This is a genomic window from Staphylococcus sp. HMSC06C11 (assembly GCF_001808345.1).
In the GTDB taxonomy this organism is placed as follows: Bacteria; Bacillota; Bacilli; order Staphylococcales; family Staphylococcaceae; genus Staphylococcus; species Staphylococcus capitis.
The window spans coordinates 140,490-162,589 of sequence record NZ_KV793030.1; the positions used below are offsets into that span (position 1 = coordinate 140,490).

The window sequence follows — 22,100 nt, forward strand, 5'->3', positions numbered from 1 at the left end:
ATCTTAACTCAATTTATTTATCCATGATTTTTACGCCATTTTGGGTACCTACAATCACTTGATCAGTCATATCGAGAAAATATCCTGTTTCTAATACTCCTGTTAAATGAATCAAAAATTCATGCATTTCATACGGATCAATGCCTTCTGGTAAATTACAATCTAATATATAATTTCCATTATCTGTTGTAAATGGAACGTCTTCATTCACACGTCTATTCACTTTTACGCCCTTAATACTCTCAATCTTTTTGGAAACTTGATACCAATTAAATTTATCAACTTCAACTGGTAAAACAAACGTTTGACCTAAATAGTCAACGATTTTATTTTCATCGGCAATGACAACAAACCTTTCAGCCATTTCATCAATCACTTTTTCTCTGAACAGTGCACCGCCCCCACCTTTAATAAGGTTGAGATTTGGATCAACTTCATCTGCACCATCTATAGCAAGATCAATTTTTTTTACGTCGTTGACTTCAACAATGTTTATATCTAACTCCTTGGCAAGAAAAGCAGTTTTATTTGATGTGCACACGCCTGTAATTTCGTAATGATGTTGATGAATCAACTCAGCAATTTTAGGTACTAACAACTCAATAGTACTTCCTGTACCGATTCCGAGTGTCATACCATCTTTTATTTGGCTCGTTACATCATCTAATGTCATAAGTTTAAGTTCTTTTACGTCTTTCATTAGCCGAAAGTCTCCTTTTCTCTTTAATCCTTAATATTATTTTACATGACTTTGTTTATTTTTGAATACCCGATTATTTTTAAAAAAGTCTGTACATTATTACTTCATCAATTTTTAAATTTTTGAAAGTGTTGCCGAAGCAACCCTTATATTTTGAGATAATAAATAATTTTAAAACTAAAAAATCGGATACTACTGCTATAAAGCAATGTATCCGATATGAGTTACTTTTCGTTGATTTGATAACTTGTTTTAGAAAAATATGGTGTATGGGGGTTTAAAATTGAATGTGCTTTTTCTCCATACATATTAATGTCATTAGGAATATGTTGCGTTTCTACTGTGAAACCAGAATGAGATTTATAAATATTAAAATCGCTGTCCCAATTTTGAGGTTCATTGAATGTAAATATAACCATATTGGGCATGTCCGTTTCGATTAGAAGTTCAAACTCTTTGTTATCTATAGCAAGTTGATGGTCACCCACTTCAAATGGATGATCTAAACCTTTATAACGTTGCATTTGTTCTTGAAGCTTTTGATTCGTACTATCAAATATATCTTTAAAGAGAATGTGTTCATCTTCAAATATTTGGCTAAAGTTGAGTGGCTCATCTCCTGTCACGATATTTTCATCATCAAGTGTATACATCTTTAACGATGAACTGGACATTCGATGATTATCAACCACATTATTATCACGATTTAAATTAAAATATACATGGTTTGTAGGGTTGAATAATGTCCTTTTCGTTGATTCAGCTTCATATTGTATAGTCCATCGATGGTCAGCATCATATGTATGCGTTACCTTAATAGTCATATCTCCAGGATAATGATCTTCCATTTCTTTGATTGTTGTAGTGAATATAATTTTAATTTGTCCAATTTCATCAATAATTTCATAATCAAAGATACGTTTATCCAGACCTTTGGAACCACCATGAATATGATGAGGGCTATCATTGTTCTCTAATTCATATGTATGTCCATCTAACTTAAATGATGCATCTTTAATCCTACCTGCATAACGACCAATTGTCGCACCAAAGTTAAATGGATTTTCAAAATAGAATTCATCCGCTTCTACTACATTCCCTAAAATAATGTTATTGTCATGATATTTCCACGATACAATTCTAGCACCGTAGTTCGAGAATACAATTTTTGTTTCATCATTATCGATTTTAATTAAATCAACATCATGTCTTTGATGCTCAACTTCAACTATCATTACATAATCTCCCTTTCAACCACGTTAAATTAAGCTCTGCTAGGTAATAACATGACAAGCACACCGATGATACATATTATCGCGCCTATAACATCATATTTATCTGGAGATTGTTTATCTACTATATAAGCCCAAAACAGGCTCATTATAATAAATACGCCTCCATAAGCTGCATATACTCTACCAAAAGTAGGAAATGATTGAAACGTTGCAACCACGCCGTAAAGTATGAGTATGATGCCTCCCATTAAACCTAGCCAATATGTATGGCCTTCCCTTAACCATAACCATATTAAATAGCCTCCGCCAATTTCACAAAGGCCTGCTAATATAAAAATAAATACTGGATAAAACACGATACAATGCACCACCCTATCAAACAGTCTCATTCTTTATTGTTTAGAGGTAGATAAACTCAAAAGAAATTTATTTAATATGTTAAGTTACATTGTATCAATGTTAAATTCTATAAATCTATCATTAATTTAACGACGATGTTTTCACTTACATATTGTTACACTTTTTCTTTTATTATTCCATAGGTTAACCATATAAAAAGCCAAATATTTGATGAAAATTCAAATACTTGGCTTTACTGAGTTATTTATTTTTAATGAGTCGATGTATAGATTTAAATAATCCTTTCTCAAATGTGAGAACAGAATCTTTATATGTTTTTACTGCTATCCATAATAATAAGATAATCACAATCACTGATAACCCCATGCTGACAATAATTTCCCATATGTCTAGATCAGATGATTGAGATCGTACTAATAATTCGAACGGTGCTAAAAATGGTATAAAACTTGTAATCTTAGTGAGTAACATATCTGGCTTCATGATACTAAATATCGCGATGTAAAATGCAATCATAGCTAATAATGTTAATGGCATTAAAGTTTGATTCATATCTTCAATTCTTGAGACGAGCGATCCAAGAATAGCTGCAAGCAACACATAAGAGAAAATACCTACAATCAGACATAGCAAGCTCACAACAATAATTTGCCATGCAAGGTGATTCATTTGTATATCAAAGTTTTTGAACAATTTCTTTAAATCAAATGCAAATATACATATTAATGCCGTAAGAATAATCATGATAACTTGAGTGAAAGCAACAGCAATTACTGCAGCAATTTTAGCAAGTATATGTACAACTGGTGAAACACTTGTAATTATCATTTCTATCACCCGTGATGTTTTCTCCGTAGCAATTTCCATTGCCACTTGACCTGCAAAATTGAAAATGATGAAAAATATTAGCATTAATGTTGCGTAAATCAAAATGTAATTTAGCGTTTTTTGGCCAGAATTTAATTGACTATCTTCTTTATCAGACATGATTTTACTATCTACATGACTTTGCGATTGCAATTGTTTTAACTCTTTTTGGCTTAAGTCAAGCTTTGAGGCAACTAAATGAGATTGCATTGTTGTTAATACTTCAGTAAACCGCTGTTTATCTTCAACATCAACATTGTCCTTACTTAATATAGTACCTGACAATTGATTATCTTTATTTTGTTTAACTACATAGGCTCTATCTAATTTTTCATTTTTAACTAACTTTTCTGCTTTGTTTTCACTTACTTTTTTTAATTTCGCGTCATCTTCAAGACTATGTCCTTGTTGCTTTAACACTTTGTATATTTGTTCATTCTGTGTAACTATACCTACTTTATCTGGACCATGATCAAATAACCCCATAATTTTATCTATGTTTGAAAGTCCAACCATGAGCACAACAACGATGGCCATAAATATAATAAATGCTTTTGATTTAATTTTACTCATATAAGTGAGTTTGAATGTTGACCAAAATTTACTCATGTAGTTCACCTACTTTATCGATAAATATATCATTAAGCGATGGTTCTAAGACTTGAAAACGTCTCACGTATCCTTGTTTAATTACAGTATTATAAATCTTTTCCGCAACCGCTTCATTTTCAATCGTTAAACGAACATCATGTTTACGATGCTCCTTTTTCAAGATTCCTGGTATATCATCAAGACCATCTATCTGATGATCTGATTCGACGATAACTAATTTATTACCAAGTTCAGAGCGAACTTTCTGTATATCTCCTGAAACAACAAGTTGTCCTTTATCAATAATACAAACGTCATCACATAGTTCTTCAACGTGCTCCATTCGATGTGAGCTATATATTATAGTAGATCCTTTATCATTTAAATCTTTAACTGCACGTTTAAGTAATTCCACGTTAACGGGATCTAGCCCACTAAACGGTTCATCTAAAATAAGTAATTCTGGCTCATGAAGCATACTTGCAAGTAATTGAATTTTTTGTTGATTACCTTTAGATAAAGATTGAATACGTTTCTTTCGATTCTCAGTAATTGCAAATCGCTCTAACCAATAATCAATACGTTGTTGAATATCTCTACTTGATAAACCTTTTAAAGTGGCAAGATAAGTGAGTTCTTCCTCTACAGTCATTTTGGGATGTAGGCCACGCTCTTCTGGCAAATAGCCAACTTTGTTATACATATGTTTGTTAATATTTTTCCCCTCATATGTAATATGGCCTGTTGTAGTTTCACTTAAGCCAAGAATCATGCGAAATGTCGTTGTTTTTCCCGCACCATTTCTCCCTAAGAATCCCAACATTTTCCCCTTATCAAGTCTTAGCGAAATATCATTTACTGCTGTAAAATCTCCAAATTTCTTGGTGACATGTTCAATTAACAAACCCATCGTTTCTACTCCTAACACTAAAATTTCTATTTTGAATTCTTTTTCAATATAACATTATTTAATTGCATAATATAAGTAAACTTCATAAAATTAATAAACTTTACAAATAATTTTGAAAGCCCTATCATTATTCACAAACAATCTATCGTTAAATAGACGTTGATTATCTTCATAAAATAAAGGGGTTAGTAAAATGAGCTACAGTATTGGAATTGATTACGGCACCGCTTCTGGTCGAGTAATTCTGGTTGATACATCCAATGGCGATATTATTTCAAGTTATGAAGAAACATATCCTCACAGTACTATTGCTGAATCACTATACGGGGAAACGTTACCACGTAATTATTTTTTACAAAATGCTGATGATTATCAGTACATACTTGAAAATGGGGTTACGCATGTATTAGAAGAAAGTCAAGTGAATAGAAATGAGGTAATAGGAATTGGTGTAGATTTTACAAGTTGTACTATTGTATTTTTAGATGAACATTTCGAACCTCTACATAGACATGATAATTTTAAAAGTAATCCCCATGCATATGTCAAATTATGGAAGCATCATGGGGCTCAAGATGAAGCAACACAAATGGTTGAAGTTAATCAACAAGAGAATCAGAACTGGCTTGATTATTATGGTTCAAGCGTCAATAGTGAATGGATGATTCCGAAAATACTTGAAATGAAACATAAAGCTCCTGAATTGTTAGAACACACTCATTATATTATGGAAGCTGGAGATTACATTACCAGTTTACTTACATATAAAAATATACGTTCCAATTGCGGTATAGGTTTCAAAGGCTTTTGGAATAGAGAAAATGGTTTTAACTATGCGTTTTTCGAAGCTGTAGACAAAGATTTACCTAATATTGTAAAAGAAAAATGTGAAGCACCAGTAATTAATATTGGAGAAAGCGCAGGCACTTTAGCTAAATATTATCAGGAATTGTGGGGACTTCCCTCTCAAGTTCAAATTTCTCCATACATGATTGACGCACATTCAGGCGTTCTAGGAGCAGGTGCCATTGAACAAGGCGAATTCACAGCTGTAATTGGAACGAGTACCTGCCACCTTATGCTAGATCCTAAACAAGAACCTATTCCTGCAATTACTGGTTCAGTAAAAGATGCTATTATACCCGGTTTATATGCCTATGAAGCAGGCCAAGCCGCAGTTGGTGATCTATTTAGTTACTCAGAACAACTGGCTCCAAAGTCAATTACAGATACTGCTCTTGAAAATAATGTCCCCTTACTTGAGTACTTGGAAGAGTTAGCAAGTAATATTAATGTAGAAGATCAACATGTTATAGTACTTGATTGGCACAATGGTAATAGAAGTATTCTAAGTGATAGTCACCTTACAGGTAGTGTGTTCGGTTTAACATTACAAACACCTTTCGAAATGATTCATCGTGCTTACTTAGAATCTACTGCCTTCGGTACAAAAATGATAATGAATCAATTTGAAGACCATCATATTCCTGTTCATACCGTTTATGCTTCTGGGGGTATCCCTAAAAAAAGTAAACTCTTAGTCGATATTTACGCCAATGTGTTAAATAAAAAAGTAGTTGTGCTGGAATCATCAAACGCAACAGCATTAGGCGCTGCTATGTTAGGCGCAAATGTTGGTGGTGCTTATTCGACGCTTAAAGATGCTGTAGAGCATATGAAGCAACCTATTCATTACGTTAAAGAACCTGAAAGCGAAAAAGTGAAAGCTTATAAAAGACTCTTTGATAAGTATCGTCAACTTCATGATATTCTTGGACGTGAACATTCAACTTTATCTTATATACACAAATAATAAATAGTGGTCAAAGTAGATATTTTACTTTGACCACTATTATTTTAAGCTTTTTTTATCTTGTGTACTTTGAATAAAGCAATGGCTATAAAAATGACAATTATAAGAAGTGTAATCAAAGGTGCATACGGCATATGGTGCATAACCACTGAAATGATGATATCTACAATGGATATGATTAATAATGCAGGTAATAACCATATACAATTTTTGGCATATTCCATTTCTATTCTCATTCGTTCATACTCATCGCTAAAATTGTATTGAGGGATTAAATTAAGTAACCTATCTGTGGTATTCAGCTTTTCCTTAGCTGGTGCGGTAGGTGTCTTTGATACTTTAATCCTTTTATCACTGAGTATCAAAATTATAAATGGTACAATAAATGGAGTAATTTGCGAAAATTGAAACCTATCGATATGGCCCTTAGTTACTAAAGGCACAATGATTAAATTTACTAAAAGTAAATAAATGCTAGTAATACCGAAAGCTATCATACGTTTTTTTAAACTCATTTTTTTAAGCCACTTTTTCTCTTCTTCATTTCTAACATATATTTCTTTCGATTCTTCACTATACCCATTTGTCATTAACATACATGCTAATACGATGAGACAAAGTAATACACCTATTAAATAAGGTGATAAATAAGACCTCTCAACATCAAAAATAGCTTCAAAATATAACAAAGCCAACATTAAAATAGATACAAGGGCACTTATTTTGGCAAATAAGCGATTAAATTGTTCTAGTTGATACTCGTCTTTGACATTAAATAGCTTGCTAACCATTTTTATCCTCCCAAAACAAATCGTTCAATGTGACATTGAGTTCTTTAGCGATGTTTATACATAATTTCAAAGATGGATTATATCTATCATTTTCTATCATATTAATCGTTTGTCGAGAAACGCCTACTGCTCGGGCTAAAGCAAGTTGCGATATTTTTTGATGTGCTCTATATTGCTTTACTCTATTCAATGTTACAGCCCCTTTTCCTCAATCATAATTACTTTTATCATAATAAAATGAACAATGAATAGTCAATTATATACGACATCCTTACCTAAAAAAACGACCTCATAAAGAGATCGCTTAAAATTTGAAATTATTCATCTTTATCTAATGGATTATGATTTTCGCCATCTAAACTATGATTGAAATCTGTAAATTTAGGACTCGGACCATACTTATTAGTTTCTTTTTTACTATTTAAACATGTCATCACTAAAACATAAATTGAGAAAACCCAGATGAATATATTTAATATCATAATAAAAGTTAAAGCATATCCATTTTCAGACGTATTAGGATTTTCCACAATAATATTAGATATGATATATATGATAAAATTGGCAACAATAAAACAAATAGGTATCAACATTGAAAGTGACAAATCATGAAATCTACGCACTAAAATAGCTAAATTGGGAATTAATGTTGCGAGTGAATAGATTAGATACCATAAACCACCTATAATAAGACACGCTCCACCGAAGAGAAGACTACCTTCTTTATTACTTATTGCACCAGAAATAATAAAAACGTACCCAAGAAATAGTCCTATGATGCCAGGAATCATAAATATTAAATTCCACAACATAGCATACCAAAATTCACTACGTCTTGAGCGTCCTTTGAAGTTCACATAGTTAGACCAAAATAATTTAAGCGCTTGTCCAAATCTCGCTTTTTGTCGCATATTTAAATCTCCTTTATGCTCTGTTATGTAAAAGTGTTTTAAATTTATTTACTCTTTGATAAATTAAGAAGAGTACACTTGGAAAGTAACTAGCATTTTGAGTATATCAAAACATAAGTTTAATCAAAATATATAATTAAATTTATTTCTCAATTTTAAAAGTCAAAAAGAATTCTTATTATAAATTTCTAAGGTGAGATCACAGTGGACTTTATTAATAAACAAACGATTCAAACAGCAAAAGATTTATTAGGGGTTAAAATCATATATCAAGATGAATACCAATATTATTCTGGTTACATTGTAGAAACTGAAGCCTACTTAGGTTTTAAAGACAAGGCTGCACATGGTTATGGTGGAAAGCAAACTCCCAAAGTCACCTCACTATACAAAAATGGTGGGACCATATACGCACATGTCATGCATACTCATTTATTGATTAATTTTGTTACTCGCACTAAGGGTGTTCCAGAAGGAGTACTCATTCGTGCAATTGAACCAGAAGACGGTATTGAAGCAATGAAAGCTAATCGTGGAAAAACTGGATATGAGATAACTAACGGTCCAGGTAAATGGACTAAAGCTTTAAATATACCAAGAGCTATCGATGGCTCAACATTAAATGATTGCAGATTATCCATAGATACTAAAAATAGAAAATTTCCTAAAGAAATAATTGAAAGTGGAAGAATAGGCATCCCAAATAAAGGAGAATGGACTGATAAACCCTTACGTTATACTGTCAAAGGAAATCCCTATGTATCACGAATGCGTAAATCAGACTTTCAAAACCCAGATCATACTTGGAAATAATTAGAAAGCGAGGAACTCGTTAAGAGCATCCTCGCTTCTTTGCATTTAATTCACTTTAATATCTCCTGAATCATTAAATAATTGTAGTTTTTTACTACCATTACCTACTTTTTTATCTTTTAATTCCCTTAACCCTACATAAGAATCACCTGAATCATTATGTATTTTTAAAAGGGTATCTTTAGGCTTTTCTTTATAATGTAATGAAATATCTCCTGAATCATTTTTAATATTTGTATTTACATCAGGTTGCATTTTTTGCAAATTAATATCTCCTGAGTCATTGATCAATTTTATAAGTTTTTTGGAATTAATATTTGATGTTGAAATGTCTCCTGAATCATTATTCACATAAAGCTGATCAAACTTACCTTTGTTAATTGATATATCAGCTGAATCAGCATTCAATTTTGCTTTTTCAACATTAATATTATTTACTTTTAAATCTCCATCATTCGCATTCACAGACAATTTATTAGTTTTTTTAGGAACTGTTATAGTGATATGATTTTCGACATTATTTAAAGGCCTAAAGTTAATCACTGATTCTTTAGTTTCTTCTTTAAGAATCCACTGTTTATCTTTAATGTAACTCTTAACTTTTACATTCTTATCATCACCTCTAGATGTTACTGAGAAGTGATTTCCTTTTTTGATTGTAACATCGCTCATGTCAGAATTGACTTCAATCGAGCGAATATCTTTTTTATATTTTTTTGAGAGATTTGTCGTTACTTTATCATTGTAGCTATCTTCTTTTTCAAGTTTTTCTCCTTGTGCATACAGACCTATACCACATATAACAACTAAAGCAAAGCCAAAAATAAATAATGTGATAAGAAATTTCTTCATGACTGAACACTTCCTTTCACAACTGAGACATTCCATTTTAGATATTTCACAATCATAATATATATCCATTTAATAATATAAATAGTTATAACTACGACCATTAATCCAATGCCGAACATTAGTCCAGCCATAAAAACATCGTAAAGAATAATTGAACTAAAACCATCAATAAATCCTTTAACAATTAGCATTATTGGTGCACCTAGCATTGAAATAGTGAAGAGAATTAAAGATACAATTGCAAAAATGATCATGACAGCGGGGAACAATATAATAAAGAAATTGAATAAACTGAGTCCCATAACTGCAATAATCGCAGAAAAAATATTACTTATTGAGCTATTACTTTTTGCTCTCTCGACCGCTGCAGTAGCTCTTAATTCTTTTGCAATAGATTTTGGATTACCTAGTTCATGAGAAATCTGTTCTTCAGATTTCCCTTCTTGTTTTCCACTATAGAAATGTGTTTCATACTCATTTAGAATATCTTGCTTCTCATCATTATTGATATGTCCTAAATATCTCTTTAGTAACTTTAAATAATGATCTTTATTCATTTGCTTCACTCTCCTCTATAAATTGATTGACTGCTTTAGAGAATAAATCCCATTCATTTTTAAGTATGTCTAATCTTTCCAGCCCTTGTTCAGTAAGACTATAATACTTTCGAGATGGACCTTCTGATGATGGTTGATAATAAGTAGCAAGTTCTCCACTTTTGACTAAACGTCTTAACAATGGATACACAGTCCCTTCCGCAATAGTCATATAGCGTGAGATATTTTGAACTAAAGAATACCCATATTGATCTTCTTTTTTAATAATTAATAAGACAATTAACTCTAGAGCGCCCTTTTTAAATTGAGTGTTCATGTATCTACCTCCTTTATGTATTATTCAGTATTGAACAATACACAGTAGTTGTTATAACTAATATAGCACCCACTACTGTACATTGCAAGGTACTGATTTTTAACATTATGTAAATTTAACGTGCATTTTTTAATTTATTGTTAAACTTGTATTTAATTCAAATTAAAATGTTCTGAATACTAGATATATATAAATAATATTATTTGATTTCCTAGATTTATTTAAATTCTACATGTATAATGGTTATTATGGCTTTTTATAACGCTTACATAATTATATAGATTAAGTATTAAACATAGGTTTTGGGACTACTTCTAAGGGGGCATTTTTATGATAGAGTTAGATGCAATCACAACCTTGTGTTTAGCATGTGTTCTATATTTAATCGGACAATCAATCATTAATCATGTATCGATATTAAGGAGAATATGTATACCTGCTCCAGTTATAGGCGGTTTACTCTTTTCAATTCTCGTAGCCATTCTTGATTCTTTACATATTGTTAAAATCAAACTCGATGCATCATTTATACAAGATTTCTTTATGTTGGCCTTTTTCACTACTATTGGTTTAGGCGCATCATTAAAGTTGTTTAAAATTGGCGGTAAAGTCATGCTTCTTTATTTCATGTTTTGTGGAATCATGGCGATATGTCAAAATATTATAGGTGTATCTCTCGCTAAAATTTTAAATATCCAGCCTTTGTTAGGGTTAACTGCTGGCTCTATGTCAATGGAAGGTGGACATGGTAATGCAGCTGCATACGGTAAAACAATCCAAGACATGGGTATTGATTCCGCTGTAACCGCAGCACTTGCTGCCGCAACACTAGGTCTTGTTTTTGGAGGATTAATCGGCGGACCAGTTGTTAAATACTTAATAAAACGATATAACCTTACTCCAGAACATCGTGATGAATCATATAAGAATTATGGTGAAGTAGAATATAATCAATCACTTCATAATAAATTTAAACCAACACAAATATTTTTCATTCAATTTACAATTCTAGTATTTTGTATGGCTTTAGGGACATATATCGGAGATACATTCACTCACATGACTGGCGTCAACATTCCTATGTATGTTGGTTCAATGTTTGTTGCCGTTATCATTCGAAATGTATCAGAATTTGCTGGATTAAACATTGTTGATTTAAAAATTAACGACCAAATTGGTGATATCTCACTTGGTATCTTTTTATCTTTAGCATTAATGAGTATTCAGCTTACCGAAATTTATTCACTCGCTATTCCTTTAATCATCATTGTATTGATACAAGTTGTCTTCATGGTACTTTTCTCTATCTTCGTATTATTTAGAGGACTAGGTAAAGACTATGATGCTGCAGTAATGGTTGGTGGATTTATTGGTCATGGTTTAGGTGCGACACCTAATGCAATGGCTAACCTTGACGTTATTACTAAAAAGTATGGTAGCTCACCTAAAGCATATCTTGTAGTTCCTATAGTTGGTGCATTTTTAATAGATCTAATCGGCGTTATTATTGTAATGAGCTTTATACAATTCTTTAGTTAATACGTAACGTCTAATAGCATGAAAACAATCATGCATATAATTAAACTAAAAAAGGCTGAAAGAAAGCTTCGTAATGAAGCCTTCTTTCAGCCTTTAATTTATACTTTCGTACATTTTATATATTAAACTTTAGCCTCTGTGAATATCTAAGCCACGTTGTTCAATCCAAGAGAGTAGTTTAGGGCTAAATACGATATCTTTGTGAGTAAGTGAATCTATATCTTTAGCATCTAACATTGTCATAATTTTTTTCATATGATTTAAGAAAGATTCTACATATTCAATCGTATTAGTAATACCTGATTGCTCTACTTGATTTAAAAATGGTCTAGACATACCAACAGCTTTAGCACCTAAGGCTAAACTTTTTAATGCATCTAAAGGTGTACGTAACCCACCACTTGCAAATACATTTAATTTATCTTGATAATCTGTACTTTCAAGTAGAGATTCAACTGTCGATTGCCCCCATTGGGTTAAGTAATCCATATCTTTATTTGAACGACGTTCATTTTCTATATCAACAAAATTCGTTCCACCACGACCACTTACATCTACATATTGAACGCCAATTTCAGCTAAAGACTTAAAGGTCTCTTTACTCATACCAAACCCAACTTCTTTAACAATTACTGGTACATCCACGCGATTCACAATAGCTTCTATATTATCCATCCAAGTTACAAATTCACGGTTACCTTCTGGCATAACCAATTCTTGTGGTGAATTCACATGAATTTGTAATGCCTGTGCCTCAAGTAATTCAACTGATTGTAACGCCTTTTCAACAGGCACATCTGCACCAACATTACTAAATATCATACCCTCAGGATTAGTCTGTCTTACAATGTTAAATGTATCTGCCATTTTAGGGTTTCTTAAAGCAGCATGTGTAGATCCAACCGCCATTGCTAGTCCAGTTTCTCTAGCGACTACTGCTAACTTTTCGTTAATTTGCTTCGTCCAATCACTACCGCCCGTCATCGCATTAATATACACTGGGGATTGCATATCAAAGTGAGAAGTATGACTTGTTAAATCAACTTGATCGACATTAATGCTAGGAATGGAATGATGAACAAATCTTAATTTATCAAAATCAGATTGAGGCGCATCATGTTGAGACATAGCAATTTCTACATGTTCATTTTTTCTTTGTTCTCTCAGTGAATCACTCATTGAAATACCTTCCTTTGTTTAAATTCAAATATTTTTGTTAAAGTTTTAGAACCATTTTTTCCTTTTGAAAAAGATGACTAAAACAATTGTTATCACAAGCATTACGCCTAAACATATAAAATAAGCATAATGCCATTTTAACTCTGGCATATAATCAAAGTTCATTCCATAAACACCAGCTATAAATGTTAAAGGTGAGAAAATAACCGATACAAGTGTGAGTATTTGCATAATACTATTCATTCTAAATGAGGTGAATGACTCATAATTTTCTCGAATTTCATTTGTCATTTCTTGAGCTGTTCTAATGACATTTCTCTGTTTAATAAGGTGGTCATCAATATGTTGAATGTACATTGAGTGTTTAGCATCTTTAATGATATTACCTTCACTCTTAATCGTATCAACAACTTCTTGCATTGGAAACATAACTCGTTTAATTTTAATCAAATCTGAACGTAACTGAAAAACGTTTTCCATCACATTCTTACTATAGCGATCATCAACATGACGAGCTTCAAAATTATAAACTTTATCTTCAATACCATATACGAAATCGAAATATTTATCTACCATACTATCAAGTATATGTATCACTATATCCGCGCAATCTAATTCTGAATCATGGTTTTCAGCATTATATTCGGCGACCCTTTTTAAAGATTGAAAAGGTTTATGATGATACGTGACAAGTATATTATTTTGAAGAAATACATTTAATGCGATGGGTGAATAATCTTTATCAATAATACTGTGAAAAATCATATATTGATATTCTTTATATTCTTTGTATTTAACTCGTGGTATACCTGTAATAGCATCATCAATTTCTAAATAGTTAAAATCGAATTTATTTCTTAGAAATTCATTTTCTTTATTTGAAGCATTTTCAAAATCATACCAAATAATTGTCGCATCACTAGGGACGTCTTGAATATTTGATACTTCCGTAAGAGGTTGTGTTAAAGATTGATATCTTACGGTCATTGTCATCTTACTTCCCCCTCCAATTATCTCAGTTACATTCTATCATGAAATCAATCACGTGTATGTGTTAATTTAATTTAGTAAGATAGAGTTATATTCAAGGGGGATAAGAGATGTCTAAAATATTTACTGTAACACGAAAAGTAACTGAAGATTTGATTGATAATAATAACCATATGCATGATGCATATTATAATGTAATTTTTAGCGATGTAATTAATGAGTTTAATTATAGTCATGGGCTATCTCTTAAAGAAAGAGAAGAAAATCAATATACAGTATTTACAATAGAAGCACATACTACATATTTAGCAGAACTGTCTCTTGATCAGTCATTTACTGTAGAATTATACCTTTACGACTATGATTATAAACGTACGCACTTATTTTTAAGAATGTTGCATGAAGATGGAACTATAGCTGCTACAAATGAAGTAATGATGATGGGTATCGACAAGAATCAACGGCGCTCTGCACCATTTCCTGAGAAATATAAGGAATTTATAGAAGCTTATGATTTAGAACAGGAAAAAATTGAGTGGCCTAAACAACTAGGACATCGCATTGGTATACCTAAGAAAGGAGAATAGTTATGCCTACTAGGAAACGTATAAAAAACGAGCTTATAGATTTGAAAGATGACGTTAAATTTGAGTTGAGTGAGTTAAACAATCAGAAAGAATTAGTCATTAATGGGCCTGCATCTCAACTTTTTAAACGAGCAATTCATATGAGTTATTTACAAGGACAAAAGTTTGCGATTGATGAAATATTTACGCTTATTGATGAGAACCAAATCGATGAAGAATTTCTTATTCAATATAATAATTTTGAAAAATATGTTCAAGATCAAAACTTAGAAAAGAAATTTACTTTTAGTAATTTTACTGACATACCACGTCAATTTGATGATTTTATGGCATCTTTTTACTATTTAAAGGGACAAAATTTTATTGTCACACATATAAATTCGATAATAGAATAACTATAAAGAACAAGGACTTTGGTAGTTTGATTTAACCAAAGTCCTTGTTCTTTATTTCCGAATAGCCTTCGTAATTTGTTTGATGACTTTATGTGATTGTCTTATTGGATATAATGGAAAATCATGCACCATTTTTGGGTATTCATTAAACTCAACATATTGACCATAGTCTTCTAGTAAACGTGCGAGCTCTTTCATATCAGGATTTTGTATTTCCTTACCTCCTCCATACATGTATACAGGAGGTAATCCTCTTAGCTCACCATAGAGTGGTGAAACACGTTTATCCGTTAATGGTAGACCATTAGACCATACTTTCATAAGTTCATTCACACCAAATCGACTTACTAATATATCTTCGTCTTCTAAGTCTTCGGTAATCATTTTATTTGATAGTGTCGCATCTAAAAGTGGTGAAATTAAAAATAGTTTACTTGGGACAGGTTCATTTTCCTCAATTAAGGATTGTACAAATCGCATAGCTAATCCGCCACCTGAACCGTCTCCCATGATGACGATATGATCAACACCAACTTCAGCTACTAATTCATCATAAACTTCCTTAATCGCGTTGTATGTATCTTCTAGGTGATATTCAGGCGCTTTAGGATAAATAGGTAGCACAACTTCATGTAATGTATTTAATGCTAATTTATCTAACAATCTCCAGTGGAATGGTGAGGGTTGCAATGTATTGTATCCCCCATGTAAATACAGAATTTTATTATTAGACTCATGTCTGAAATTAAATCTGAATACTTGCATATCCCCTAAAGATAATTTATCAAGATTTGCTTTTACATTTAATGATGAGGGTTGTTTATGTTTTTTACTATTTTCGTCTCTTCTTTTTTCTAAAAATTGCTCTACCTCATCGTCATTTTCGAAAAATATTGATCTGTTATGAAGTATATATTTATTGACTACTCTATTCATTAAACGATTTTTCATAGCTTGCTAGACCTACCTCTTTTCAAATTTTAAATTTAGAAAACAATTTGTTTAAAGTGCTATATTCATTTTTCTAAAAAAGATATAATATTATATGAGTTAGATGAATCTTAAACCACTTTATGTGTGCGCGTATATGTCTTGAATAAAGCCAATTATAACAAACATAAAGTGAAAATGATAAATATAGGACAGCAAAATTAAAGGAGGCATCTTAGTGTCTGAACATAATCAAAATCCAAGTAACTTCAACGCTCAATTTCATGAGCAAGAAATACACCGAGGCAAAAGATATGGGAAGAAAAAGCGTTCATGGGTTAGTATTATCATCCATCTGATCATACTCATTTTAACTGCTATAACAGGTTATAGTATGTTGAAACAACCTATTTTTAACCTTGCTTTCGCTAATAAAACAATTAATTTCCATGAAATTCAAAACTTCCAAGATACTCTAACTAAAATCGGTAATTTAAATATTAATTTGGGCAATATGGATGACTTACAAAAATCTATAGACAACCTCATAATGGTGTTTAATATATTCTTTATTCTTTGTTTAGTTAGCATGTTTATTACAGTAATTACAATTATTCTTAATAGAACTTTATTGAAGATTTTCAATTTATTTATTTTAGCAGCTATGTTACTGATTACTTTGTATTTTAGCTATATTATTCATACAATTGCGCAAAAAATTTCTGAATCTCTTAAACAATATTATTTAACTGTTTCTCCAGACCAAGTAATTAATGAAGCTGATGCAATACATAATGCACTCATTTTACTTGCTTGTAGTATTGCACTCTTATTCATTAGTTTATTCTTCCGTAATCGACTAGCACGTATAAGATAATGCAAAAGGCCAATCCATAACTTTTAATCAAGTTCTGGATTGGCCTTTTATTCGTATTAATAGTTTAAAGCGGTTCGCCTGCGCTCTCGCGCATGCATAAGAGCCACTAACAATCTTCCGATTGTAAGTGGCTCTAAGTGTCCCCACAACACATTTTTATCTCTTAATTAGTTTTTATTCTTGGTGAGCTGTTTTATCTTCTGCGTTAGCTTTTTTAGCTGACGCTTCTGCTTTTTTCTTACTTTGTAAGAATAAGCTTAAGATTAATGCGATAGCACTAATAACAGTAGCAATGATAAATGCATCATTAACACCTTCAACAGATGCAAGTTTATTAACATATTGTAATAACACTTTTAATGCACCTGATTCGCCACCATATTGTTGTGCTAATTCACGCATATGATCTTGGATAACAGGATTGGTTTTATCTAATTCATCCCCGAATGCTGCAACATGATTGGTTTGTTGAGTCGTCATTACTGTTACCAATATAGCTGTACCGATAGAACCTGCTAATTGTCTCATTGTATTAACAAATGCGTTACCATGTGAGATCAATCTAGCAGGTAAAGCATTCATACCTGCTGTCATAATAGGCATCATAATAAATGCCATACCGAACGAACGCAATACATATATGCCCATAATATGAAGATATGGCGTTTCTAAGTTCAATTTACTTAATTCCCATGTAGCATAAGTCATAATACCGATACCAAAGATTGCTAATGGTTTAATACCTATAGTATCTAATAGCTTACCAGCTATAGGACCTAAAGCACCCATGACTAAGGCACCCGGAAGCATGAGTAAGCCTGAGTCTAATGCTGAGAAGCCACGTAAATCTTGTAAATATAAAGGAAGTAAAATCATACCGCCATATAAACTCATCATTACAATCATATTGATAACTGTTGTAAGTGTATATGTTGGATATTTTAATACTTCAAGATTTAACATTGGAGCCTTCATTCTTAACTCTCTAATTACAAATAGAACAATGAAGATAATACCAATAACAAACATTGTTACAATTTCCGTAGAACCCCAGCCTTTATTACCAGCTTCGGAGAAACCGTATAATAAAGCACCGAAACCTATTGTACTATAGATAATTCCTGGTATATCGGCTTTAGGATTTGTGGTACGTTGGTAAAGTTTAAACCAAAACATACCTACAATAATTGCAACTAAACCGATAAAGAACATACCGTAGAACATGACGTTCCAATGATAGTTTTGAACGATATAACCTGATAGTGTTGGACCAATGGCTGGCGCTAAAATCATAGCTATTCCCATTGTACCCATTGCGACACCACGTTTTTCAGGTGGGAAAATCGTTACAATAACGTTAGAACCTAATGGCATTAAGATACCTGCACCAATGGCTTGTAACACACGTCCTCCCATCATAATTGGGAAGTTAAACGAAATCGCACAGACAAGTGAACCAATCGTAAAGAGCGCTAAGCCCACAATAAATAGTTTTCTATACGAATATTTGTTAAATAAGAAAGCACTAATTGGAATTAAAATACCATTGACTAACATGAAACCTGTCATCAACCATTGTCCAGTTGATGCAGATATATTAAATTCAGTATTAATTTTAGGCAATGCCACATTTAATAATGTTTGGTTTAAAATCGCAATAAACATACCAAATAACATTGCAGCTAAAATCTTACCTCTTGAAATACCTTTACCAAAAATGAAGTTAGATTCTTGGTTTTTAATCTTCTCATTAACTCTACCTTCTACAGAATTAGGGTTAATAGGATTTAAAACTTCATCTGATTCTTCATCTGATTCTTCATTTGATTCTGTAGAATGATTATTTTGATTATCGTGTTTCTCTACGTTTTCTTCTTCATGTTGATCTGAACGACGTAAAGAACCAGGATAGTCATCATATCTACTTTCTGAATGTGTTGCATTAGAAGATCTTTGATCTCCCTCTTTAGTAGATTCGAAGTGATGTTTTCTTTTATCATCTTCGATATTATCAGAATGATTTCTGACACGACTTGAAGCATTGTTAGACTCAGATTGTTTATCTAGATCACTTGCTTTAAATTTAGATTGATAACTTTGATTCTTAGAATCCTTAGTCGAACGTTGTTCCGCTTTTTGACCTTTTGCTTTTTTCCTAGATTTAGAAAGAAAAACATTAATAAGACCAATAAGTATGAGCGCTATAACAATATAAATAATAATGAAGGTCGCTGTCATAAAATGACCCCCTTAATTTTTATGGATTTTAACTTCAGCGTTCATACCTGGAACAACATTTTTAGATGGTTCAGAATCTAGAGAAATTTTAACTGGAACTACTTGAGACACTTTAGTGTAGTTGCCGTCACTGTTTGATGAAGGCATTAATGAGAAACTAGCTGCAGTTGCTTCACCAACTTGTTCAACTTTACCTTTGATAGAAGCTTTTTGACCGTCGATATCAACGTCTACATCGTTTCCTTTTTCTACATCAGAAATGTCTTTTTCATCTACGTTAGCAGTAATGTATAAATCATCTAAATTGTATGCATAAGCGATTGGGTTACCAGCTTGAGCCATAGACCCTTCCATACCATCAGTTTTTACGATAGTACCTTTTTGAGGCATTTTGATGCTCATATCTTTAGATTGACCACCTTCACCTTGAGCTGAAACTTCAGCTACTTTATCACCTTTATCAAGTTTATCTCCTTGTTTAATATCAAGAGATTTAATTTGTCCTGAAGCTGGACTTGAGATTTTAATTTGATCTCCGTCTACTTTTGCGTTGTCAGTAGTTACGTAGCTAGTCGCATTGTTCCAGAACCAGAAAGCTAGAACACCTATAACTACTAAGACAATGATAGTAATGACATTCACTAATACCATTTTCTTCATGAATATATCCTCCTATTTGCTTTTAAAATTCACTTTATCTATTATAGAGATGTGAATCTAAAAATAACACCAACAATTTTTATAATTGTGTTGGATAAAAACTTATATAAAAAAATTAATCAGGTGAAACAATGAAGCAACGCGCTAAATATAAAATCATTCAAAGTCTTATTGAATTACTTGAAGAATATCCATTTGAGGACATTACTATCAAAATGATTTGTGCATATAGTAACGTAAATCGCTCAACTTTTTATGATCATTTTCAAGATAAATATCATTTATTAGAACGTATACAAAATTATCATCTCAATAAATATAAAGCTTTACTTAATTCTTTTTATCATGACTTTCATAGCATTAAACAAGATCAAAAGAAAATGTATAAATTCTTTTTACTTGTTGCAAGTTATATCAAACGTAGGGAAGCTTTTTATAAAGCAACATTAATTACTCATCCTAATAAAGATATTGCTTTGGATTATATTAATGAAACTAGAGATTGTTATGAAAAGGTGATGAATAGATATGAAACCTCAATTCAGAATAAACACATGTTTGTTGTTTATTCTGTAGGAGGCCAAGCCGGTATTATTATCGATTGGTTACGAAGTGGTTGTGTAGAGTCTCCAAAAGTCATAGCAGAAGTCTTACTCGCAAATACTATTAAACTGCAAAGGTAAACATTAAAAGCTAAACTGAAGATGAAAAAAGTCTACTTCGAAGTTAATTTCAACTCTGAAGTAGACTTAGATTAAATCATCTTAGACAGTTTAGCTTTTTTTAAATACGCGTCTATTTAAAAGTTGTAATATAATCAGAATTACAGCTGTTATAGCAATAATAATATAGGGTGTTGGATCATTTTCCCCTTTAATACCTACGAGTGGTGACATCAGTCCACCTAATAATGTTTGAAATAGTCCAAGAAGGCTTGAAGAACTGCCTTTTCCACTTTTACTTTCATCCATTGCAATAGAGAAACCAAGTGTTGCTACACCTGTTACAGGTGCTACAAGTATTACAAAGCCAAACGCTAATAACCAGAAATTCCAATGATTGATTAATGTCATACTTACTATGATGACACCTAAAATTTGGATTACAGTCATCATTCTAAGTATAGATTGTCTATCAAAGTAATCTACTAACTTACCTGTCAGTTGACTTGAAATAATTAAAGTAATACCTATGGATGCAAACATGATACTAAACTGTAAAGGTGAAAATCCATATATTTTTTGAACAATAAATGGTGAGGCTGAAATGTAAGTAAATAATAAAACAAATGACACGCCTTGTATCAACATAGGTAATACAAATCTTGGTGTAGCAAATAAATCTTTAAAGTTCTTAAACATTGTGCCAATGTTGCTATTAACACGGTGTTCATTTTCAAGGGATTCTGGAACTTTGAAGAGTGTTCCTATGAACATAAGTAAACCGAAAATGGTCAATATAATAAAGACCATTCTCCAACCAGTAAAACTTAGTATCAATCCCCCAAGTGCTGGTGCGATAACTGGTGCAACACCGTTAACTAACATTAGAAGTGATAAGAATTTGGTTAAATCATTTCCTGAGTATTTATCACTTGCCACTGCTCTGGATATGACTGCACCTGCCCCACCAGTTAGACCTTGTATAAGACGTAATATAATCATCACCCAAATATTCGTAACAAAAATGATTCCTAAACTTGCCAGCGTGAAAATAACCATCGCAATAAGAAGAGGCTTTTTACGACCTTTAGAATCGGAAATAGGACCAGAAAACAAGTTACCGAATGCTAATCCCACCATGAAAAATGAAATTGTTAATTGAGCACTTGATGCTGTTGTATGAAAATCATTCTTAATGTTAGGTAGACCTGGTAAGAACATGTCAATTGACAACGGTCCTATAGCAGTAAGCGCACCTAAAATGATGATAAATAATAGGGAATTGCGATGTTTGGGTTGTGATTGCTCCAAAGTGAAGCCTCCTTTA

Annotated in this window: 24 protein-coding genes; 7 read left to right on the forward strand and 17 right to left on the reverse strand. The window is 32.0% G+C overall.

Features of this window, described 5'->3' with window-relative positions; all coding sequences use genetic code 11:
* Positions 1–13: 13 nt before the first annotated feature.
* The 5 genes from HMPREF3154_RS00780 to HMPREF3154_RS00800 form a co-directional block, all read right to left on the reverse strand.
* Positions 14–700 (reverse strand): ribose 5-phosphate isomerase A, encoded by a 687-nt coding sequence (locus HMPREF3154_RS00780; RefSeq protein ID WP_023351260.1) that lies wholly within the window; start codon positions 698–700, stop codon positions 14–16.
* A gap of 224 nt (positions 701–924) precedes the next feature.
* On the reverse strand, positions 925–1,935 hold the full coding sequence (locus tag HMPREF3154_RS00785; protein ID WP_023351259.1) for an aldose epimerase family protein: 1,011 nt from the start codon (positions 1,933–1,935) through the stop codon (positions 925–927).
* A gap of 29 nt (positions 1,936–1,964) precedes the next feature.
* Positions 1,965–2,291: a YnfA family protein gene (locus HMPREF3154_RS00790; protein ID WP_023351258.1), complete on the reverse strand. Its 327-nt coding sequence runs from the start codon at positions 2,289–2,291 to the stop codon at positions 1,965–1,967.
* A 244-nt stretch (positions 2,292–2,535) separates the two neighbouring features.
* Positions 2,536–3,771, reverse strand: coding sequence for an ABC transporter permease (locus HMPREF3154_RS00795; protein WP_023351257.1), 1,236 nt, complete (start codon positions 3,769–3,771; stop codon positions 2,536–2,538).
* Complete coding sequence (locus tag HMPREF3154_RS00800) at positions 3,764–4,663, reverse strand: ABC transporter ATP-binding protein (protein ID WP_049326484.1); 900 nt, start codon at positions 4,661–4,663, stop codon at positions 3,764–3,766. Before HMPREF3154_RS00800 ends, HMPREF3154_RS00795 begins: the two co-directional genes overlap by 8 nt.
* 193 nt (positions 4,664–4,856) lie before the next feature.
* Here HMPREF3154_RS00800 and HMPREF3154_RS00805 point away from each other — a divergent pair, with 193 nt between their 5' ends.
* Complete coding sequence (locus tag HMPREF3154_RS00805) at positions 4,857–6,476, forward strand: ribulokinase (protein ID WP_030063407.1); 1,620 nt, start codon at positions 4,857–4,859, stop codon at positions 6,474–6,476.
* Positions 6,477–6,520: 44 nt separating this feature from the next.
* On the opposite strand, the gene HMPREF3154_RS11180 is transcribed toward HMPREF3154_RS00805, so the two are convergent.
* The 3 genes from HMPREF3154_RS11180 to HMPREF3154_RS00820 all read right to left on the reverse strand — a co-directional run bounded on the left by HMPREF3154_RS11180 (position 6,521) and on the right by HMPREF3154_RS00820 (position 8,178).
* Positions 6,521–7,267 carry a hypothetical protein gene (locus tag HMPREF3154_RS11180; RefSeq protein ID WP_227489903.1) on the reverse strand — a complete coding sequence of 249 codons (747 nt, stop codon included), beginning with the start codon at positions 7,265–7,267 and terminating at the stop codon, positions 6,521–6,523.
* Positions 7,260–7,457 (reverse strand): helix-turn-helix transcriptional regulator, encoded by a 198-nt coding sequence (locus HMPREF3154_RS00815; RefSeq protein WP_002453866.1) that lies wholly within the window; start codon positions 7,455–7,457, stop codon positions 7,260–7,262. Before HMPREF3154_RS00815 ends, HMPREF3154_RS11180 begins: the two co-directional genes overlap by 8 nt.
* 127 nt (positions 7,458–7,584) lie before the next feature.
* Complete coding sequence (locus HMPREF3154_RS00820) at positions 7,585–8,178, reverse strand: DUF805 domain-containing protein (protein WP_023351252.1); 594 nt, start codon at positions 8,176–8,178, stop codon at positions 7,585–7,587.
* Positions 8,179–8,382: 204 nt separating this feature from the next.
* Here HMPREF3154_RS00820 and HMPREF3154_RS00825 point away from each other — a divergent pair, with 204 nt between their 5' ends.
* Positions 8,383–8,991 (forward strand): DNA-3-methyladenine glycosylase, encoded by a 609-nt coding sequence (locus HMPREF3154_RS00825; RefSeq protein ID WP_023351251.1) that lies wholly within the window; start codon positions 8,383–8,385, stop codon positions 8,989–8,991.
* Positions 8,992–9,036: 45 nt separating this feature from the next.
* Here the strand turns inward: HMPREF3154_RS00825 and HMPREF3154_RS00830 are convergent, their stop codons facing one another.
* The 3 genes from HMPREF3154_RS00830 to HMPREF3154_RS00840 are packed head-to-tail and all read right to left on the reverse strand — an operon-like array spanning position 9,037 to position 10,716.
* Positions 9,037–9,843: a DUF4097 family beta strand repeat-containing protein gene (locus HMPREF3154_RS00830; RefSeq protein ID WP_002432679.1), complete on the reverse strand. Its 807-nt coding sequence runs from the start codon at positions 9,841–9,843 to the stop codon at positions 9,037–9,039.
* Positions 9,840–10,400, reverse strand: a complete 561-nt coding sequence (locus tag HMPREF3154_RS00835) for an HAAS signaling domain-containing protein (RefSeq protein WP_023351250.1) — start codon at positions 10,398–10,400, stop codon at positions 9,840–9,842. Before HMPREF3154_RS00835 ends, HMPREF3154_RS00830 begins: the two co-directional genes overlap by 4 nt.
* The gene (locus HMPREF3154_RS00840; RefSeq protein ID WP_016898615.1) at positions 10,393–10,716 is read right to left on the reverse strand and encodes a PadR family transcriptional regulator; all 324 of its coding nucleotides are present in this window, start codon (positions 10,714–10,716) and stop codon (positions 10,393–10,395) included. The genes HMPREF3154_RS00835 and HMPREF3154_RS00840 overlap by 8 nt, the downstream gene beginning before the upstream one ends.
* A 330-nt stretch (positions 10,717–11,046) precedes the next feature.
* On the opposite strand from HMPREF3154_RS00840, the gene gltS reads away from it, so the two are divergent.
* A complete protein-coding gene (gltS, locus tag HMPREF3154_RS00845; protein WP_002453872.1) occupies positions 11,047–12,255 on the forward strand; it encodes a sodium/glutamate symporter in 1,209 nt (402 codons plus the stop codon).
* Between the two features lie 129 nt (positions 12,256–12,384).
* Here gltS and fni read toward each other — a convergent pair whose 3' ends face one another.
* Together fni and corA are read right to left on the reverse strand one after the other, a co-directional pair.
* Positions 12,385–13,434: a type 2 isopentenyl-diphosphate Delta-isomerase gene (gene fni / locus HMPREF3154_RS00850; RefSeq protein ID WP_023351249.1), complete on the reverse strand. Its 1,050-nt coding sequence runs from the start codon at positions 13,432–13,434 to the stop codon at positions 12,385–12,387.
* A 45-nt stretch (positions 13,435–13,479) separates the two neighbouring features.
* On the reverse strand, positions 13,480–14,427 hold the full coding sequence (corA, locus tag HMPREF3154_RS00855; protein WP_002453874.1) for a magnesium/cobalt transporter CorA: 948 nt from the start codon (positions 14,425–14,427) through the stop codon (positions 13,480–13,482).
* Between the two features lie 107 nt (positions 14,428–14,534).
* On the opposite strand from corA, the gene HMPREF3154_RS00860 reads away from it, so the two are divergent.
* A complete protein-coding gene (locus HMPREF3154_RS00860; RefSeq protein WP_023351248.1) occupies positions 14,535–15,011 on the forward strand; it encodes a thioesterase family protein in 477 nt (158 codons plus the stop codon).
* Between the two features lie 2 nt (positions 15,012–15,013).
* Positions 15,014–15,406, forward strand: a complete 393-nt coding sequence (locus tag HMPREF3154_RS00865; protein WP_002432953.1) for a hypothetical protein — start codon at positions 15,014–15,016, stop codon at positions 15,404–15,406.
* A gap of 51 nt (positions 15,407–15,457) precedes the next feature.
* Here the strand turns inward: HMPREF3154_RS00865 and HMPREF3154_RS00870 are convergent, their stop codons facing one another.
* Entirely contained in the window at positions 15,458–16,357 is a 900-nt protein-coding gene (locus tag HMPREF3154_RS00870) for an alpha/beta hydrolase (RefSeq protein WP_023351247.1), read from the reverse strand.
* Positions 16,358–16,574: 217 nt separating this feature from the next.
* Here HMPREF3154_RS00870 and HMPREF3154_RS00875 point away from each other — a divergent pair, with 217 nt between their 5' ends.
* On the forward strand, positions 16,575–17,213 hold the full coding sequence (locus HMPREF3154_RS00875; protein ID WP_023351246.1) for a hypothetical protein: 639 nt from the start codon (positions 16,575–16,577) through the stop codon (positions 17,211–17,213).
* Positions 17,214–17,387: 174 nt separating this feature from the next.
* On the opposite strand, the gene HMPREF3154_RS00880 is transcribed toward HMPREF3154_RS00875, so the two are convergent.
* Both HMPREF3154_RS00880 and HMPREF3154_RS00885 read right to left on the reverse strand, forming a co-directional pair.
* Positions 17,388–19,451, reverse strand: coding sequence for a DHA2 family efflux MFS transporter permease subunit (locus tag HMPREF3154_RS00880; RefSeq protein ID WP_023351245.1), 2,064 nt, complete (start codon positions 19,449–19,451; stop codon positions 17,388–17,390).
* 12 nt (positions 19,452–19,463) lie between these two features.
* Complete coding sequence (locus tag HMPREF3154_RS00885; RefSeq protein WP_002432737.1) at positions 19,464–20,111, reverse strand: HlyD family secretion protein; 648 nt, start codon at positions 20,109–20,111, stop codon at positions 19,464–19,466.
* A 131-nt stretch (positions 20,112–20,242) separates the two neighbouring features.
* Here HMPREF3154_RS00885 and HMPREF3154_RS00890 point away from each other — a divergent pair, with 131 nt between their 5' ends.
* Positions 20,243–20,794 (forward strand): TetR/AcrR family transcriptional regulator, encoded by a 552-nt coding sequence (locus HMPREF3154_RS00890; RefSeq protein WP_023351244.1) that lies wholly within the window; start codon positions 20,243–20,245, stop codon positions 20,792–20,794.
* A 90-nt stretch (positions 20,795–20,884) separates the two neighbouring features.
* On the opposite strand, the gene HMPREF3154_RS00895 is transcribed toward HMPREF3154_RS00890, so the two are convergent.
* Complete coding sequence (locus HMPREF3154_RS00895; protein ID WP_023351243.1) at positions 20,885–22,084, reverse strand: putative multidrug effflux MFS transporter TcaB; 1,200 nt, start codon at positions 22,082–22,084, stop codon at positions 20,885–20,887.
* Between the last annotated feature and the right edge of the window lie 16 nt (positions 22,085–22,100).

Bases quoted from the DNA above. Each gene is read 5' to 3' on its own strand.
- HMPREF3154_RS00780 (WP_023351260.1), bottom strand. From the start codon at position 700: ATGAAAGACGTAAAAGAACTTAAACTTATGACATTAGATGATGTAACG.
- HMPREF3154_RS00785 (WP_023351259.1), bottom strand. From the start codon at position 1,935: ATGATAGTTGAAGTTGAGCATCAAAGACATGATGTTGATTTAATTAAA.
- HMPREF3154_RS00795 (WP_023351257.1), bottom strand. From the start codon at position 3,771: ATGAGTAAATTTTGGTCAACATTCAAACTCACTTATATGAGTAAAATT.
- HMPREF3154_RS00800 (WP_049326484.1), bottom strand. From the start codon at position 4,663: ATGGGTTTGTTAATTGAACATGTCACCAAGAAATTTGGAGATTTTACA.
- HMPREF3154_RS00805 (WP_030063407.1), top strand. From the start codon at position 4,857: ATGAGCTACAGTATTGGAATTGATTACGGCACCGCTTCTGGTCGAGTA.
- HMPREF3154_RS11180 (WP_227489903.1), bottom strand. From the start codon at position 7,267: ATGGTTAGCAAGCTATTTAATGTCAAAGACGAGTATCAACTAGAACAA.
- HMPREF3154_RS00820 (WP_023351252.1), bottom strand. From the start codon at position 8,178: ATGCGACAAAAAGCGAGATTTGGACAAGCGCTTAAATTATTTTGGTCT.
- HMPREF3154_RS00830 (WP_002432679.1), bottom strand. From the start codon at position 9,843: ATGAAGAAATTTCTTATCACATTATTTATTTTTGGCTTTGCTTTAGTT.
- HMPREF3154_RS00835 (WP_023351250.1), bottom strand. From the start codon at position 10,400: ATGAATAAAGATCATTATTTAAAGTTACTAAAGAGATATTTAGGACAT.
- HMPREF3154_RS00840 (WP_016898615.1), bottom strand. From the start codon at position 10,716: ATGAACACTCAATTTAAAAAGGGCGCTCTAGAGTTAATTGTCTTATTA.
- gltS (WP_002453872.1), top strand. From the start codon at position 11,047: ATGATAGAGTTAGATGCAATCACAACCTTGTGTTTAGCATGTGTTCTA.
- fni (WP_023351249.1), bottom strand. From the start codon at position 13,434: ATGAGTGATTCACTGAGAGAACAAAGAAAAAATGAACATGTAGAAATT.
- corA (WP_002453874.1), bottom strand. From the start codon at position 14,427: ATGACAATGACCGTAAGATATCAATCTTTAACACAACCTCTTACGGAA.
- HMPREF3154_RS00860 (WP_023351248.1), top strand. From the start codon at position 14,535: ATGTCTAAAATATTTACTGTAACACGAAAAGTAACTGAAGATTTGATT.
- HMPREF3154_RS00865 (WP_002432953.1), top strand. From the start codon at position 15,014: ATGCCTACTAGGAAACGTATAAAAAACGAGCTTATAGATTTGAAAGAT.
- HMPREF3154_RS00870 (WP_023351247.1), bottom strand. From the start codon at position 16,357: ATGAAAAATCGTTTAATGAATAGAGTAGTCAATAAATATATACTTCAT.
- HMPREF3154_RS00880 (WP_023351245.1), bottom strand. From the start codon at position 19,451: ATGACAGCGACCTTCATTATTATTTATATTGTTATAGCGCTCATACTT.
- HMPREF3154_RS00885 (WP_002432737.1), bottom strand. From the start codon at position 20,111: ATGAAGAAAATGGTATTAGTGAATGTCATTACTATCATTGTCTTAGTA.
- HMPREF3154_RS00890 (WP_023351244.1), top strand. From the start codon at position 20,243: ATGAAGCAACGCGCTAAATATAAAATCATTCAAAGTCTTATTGAATTA.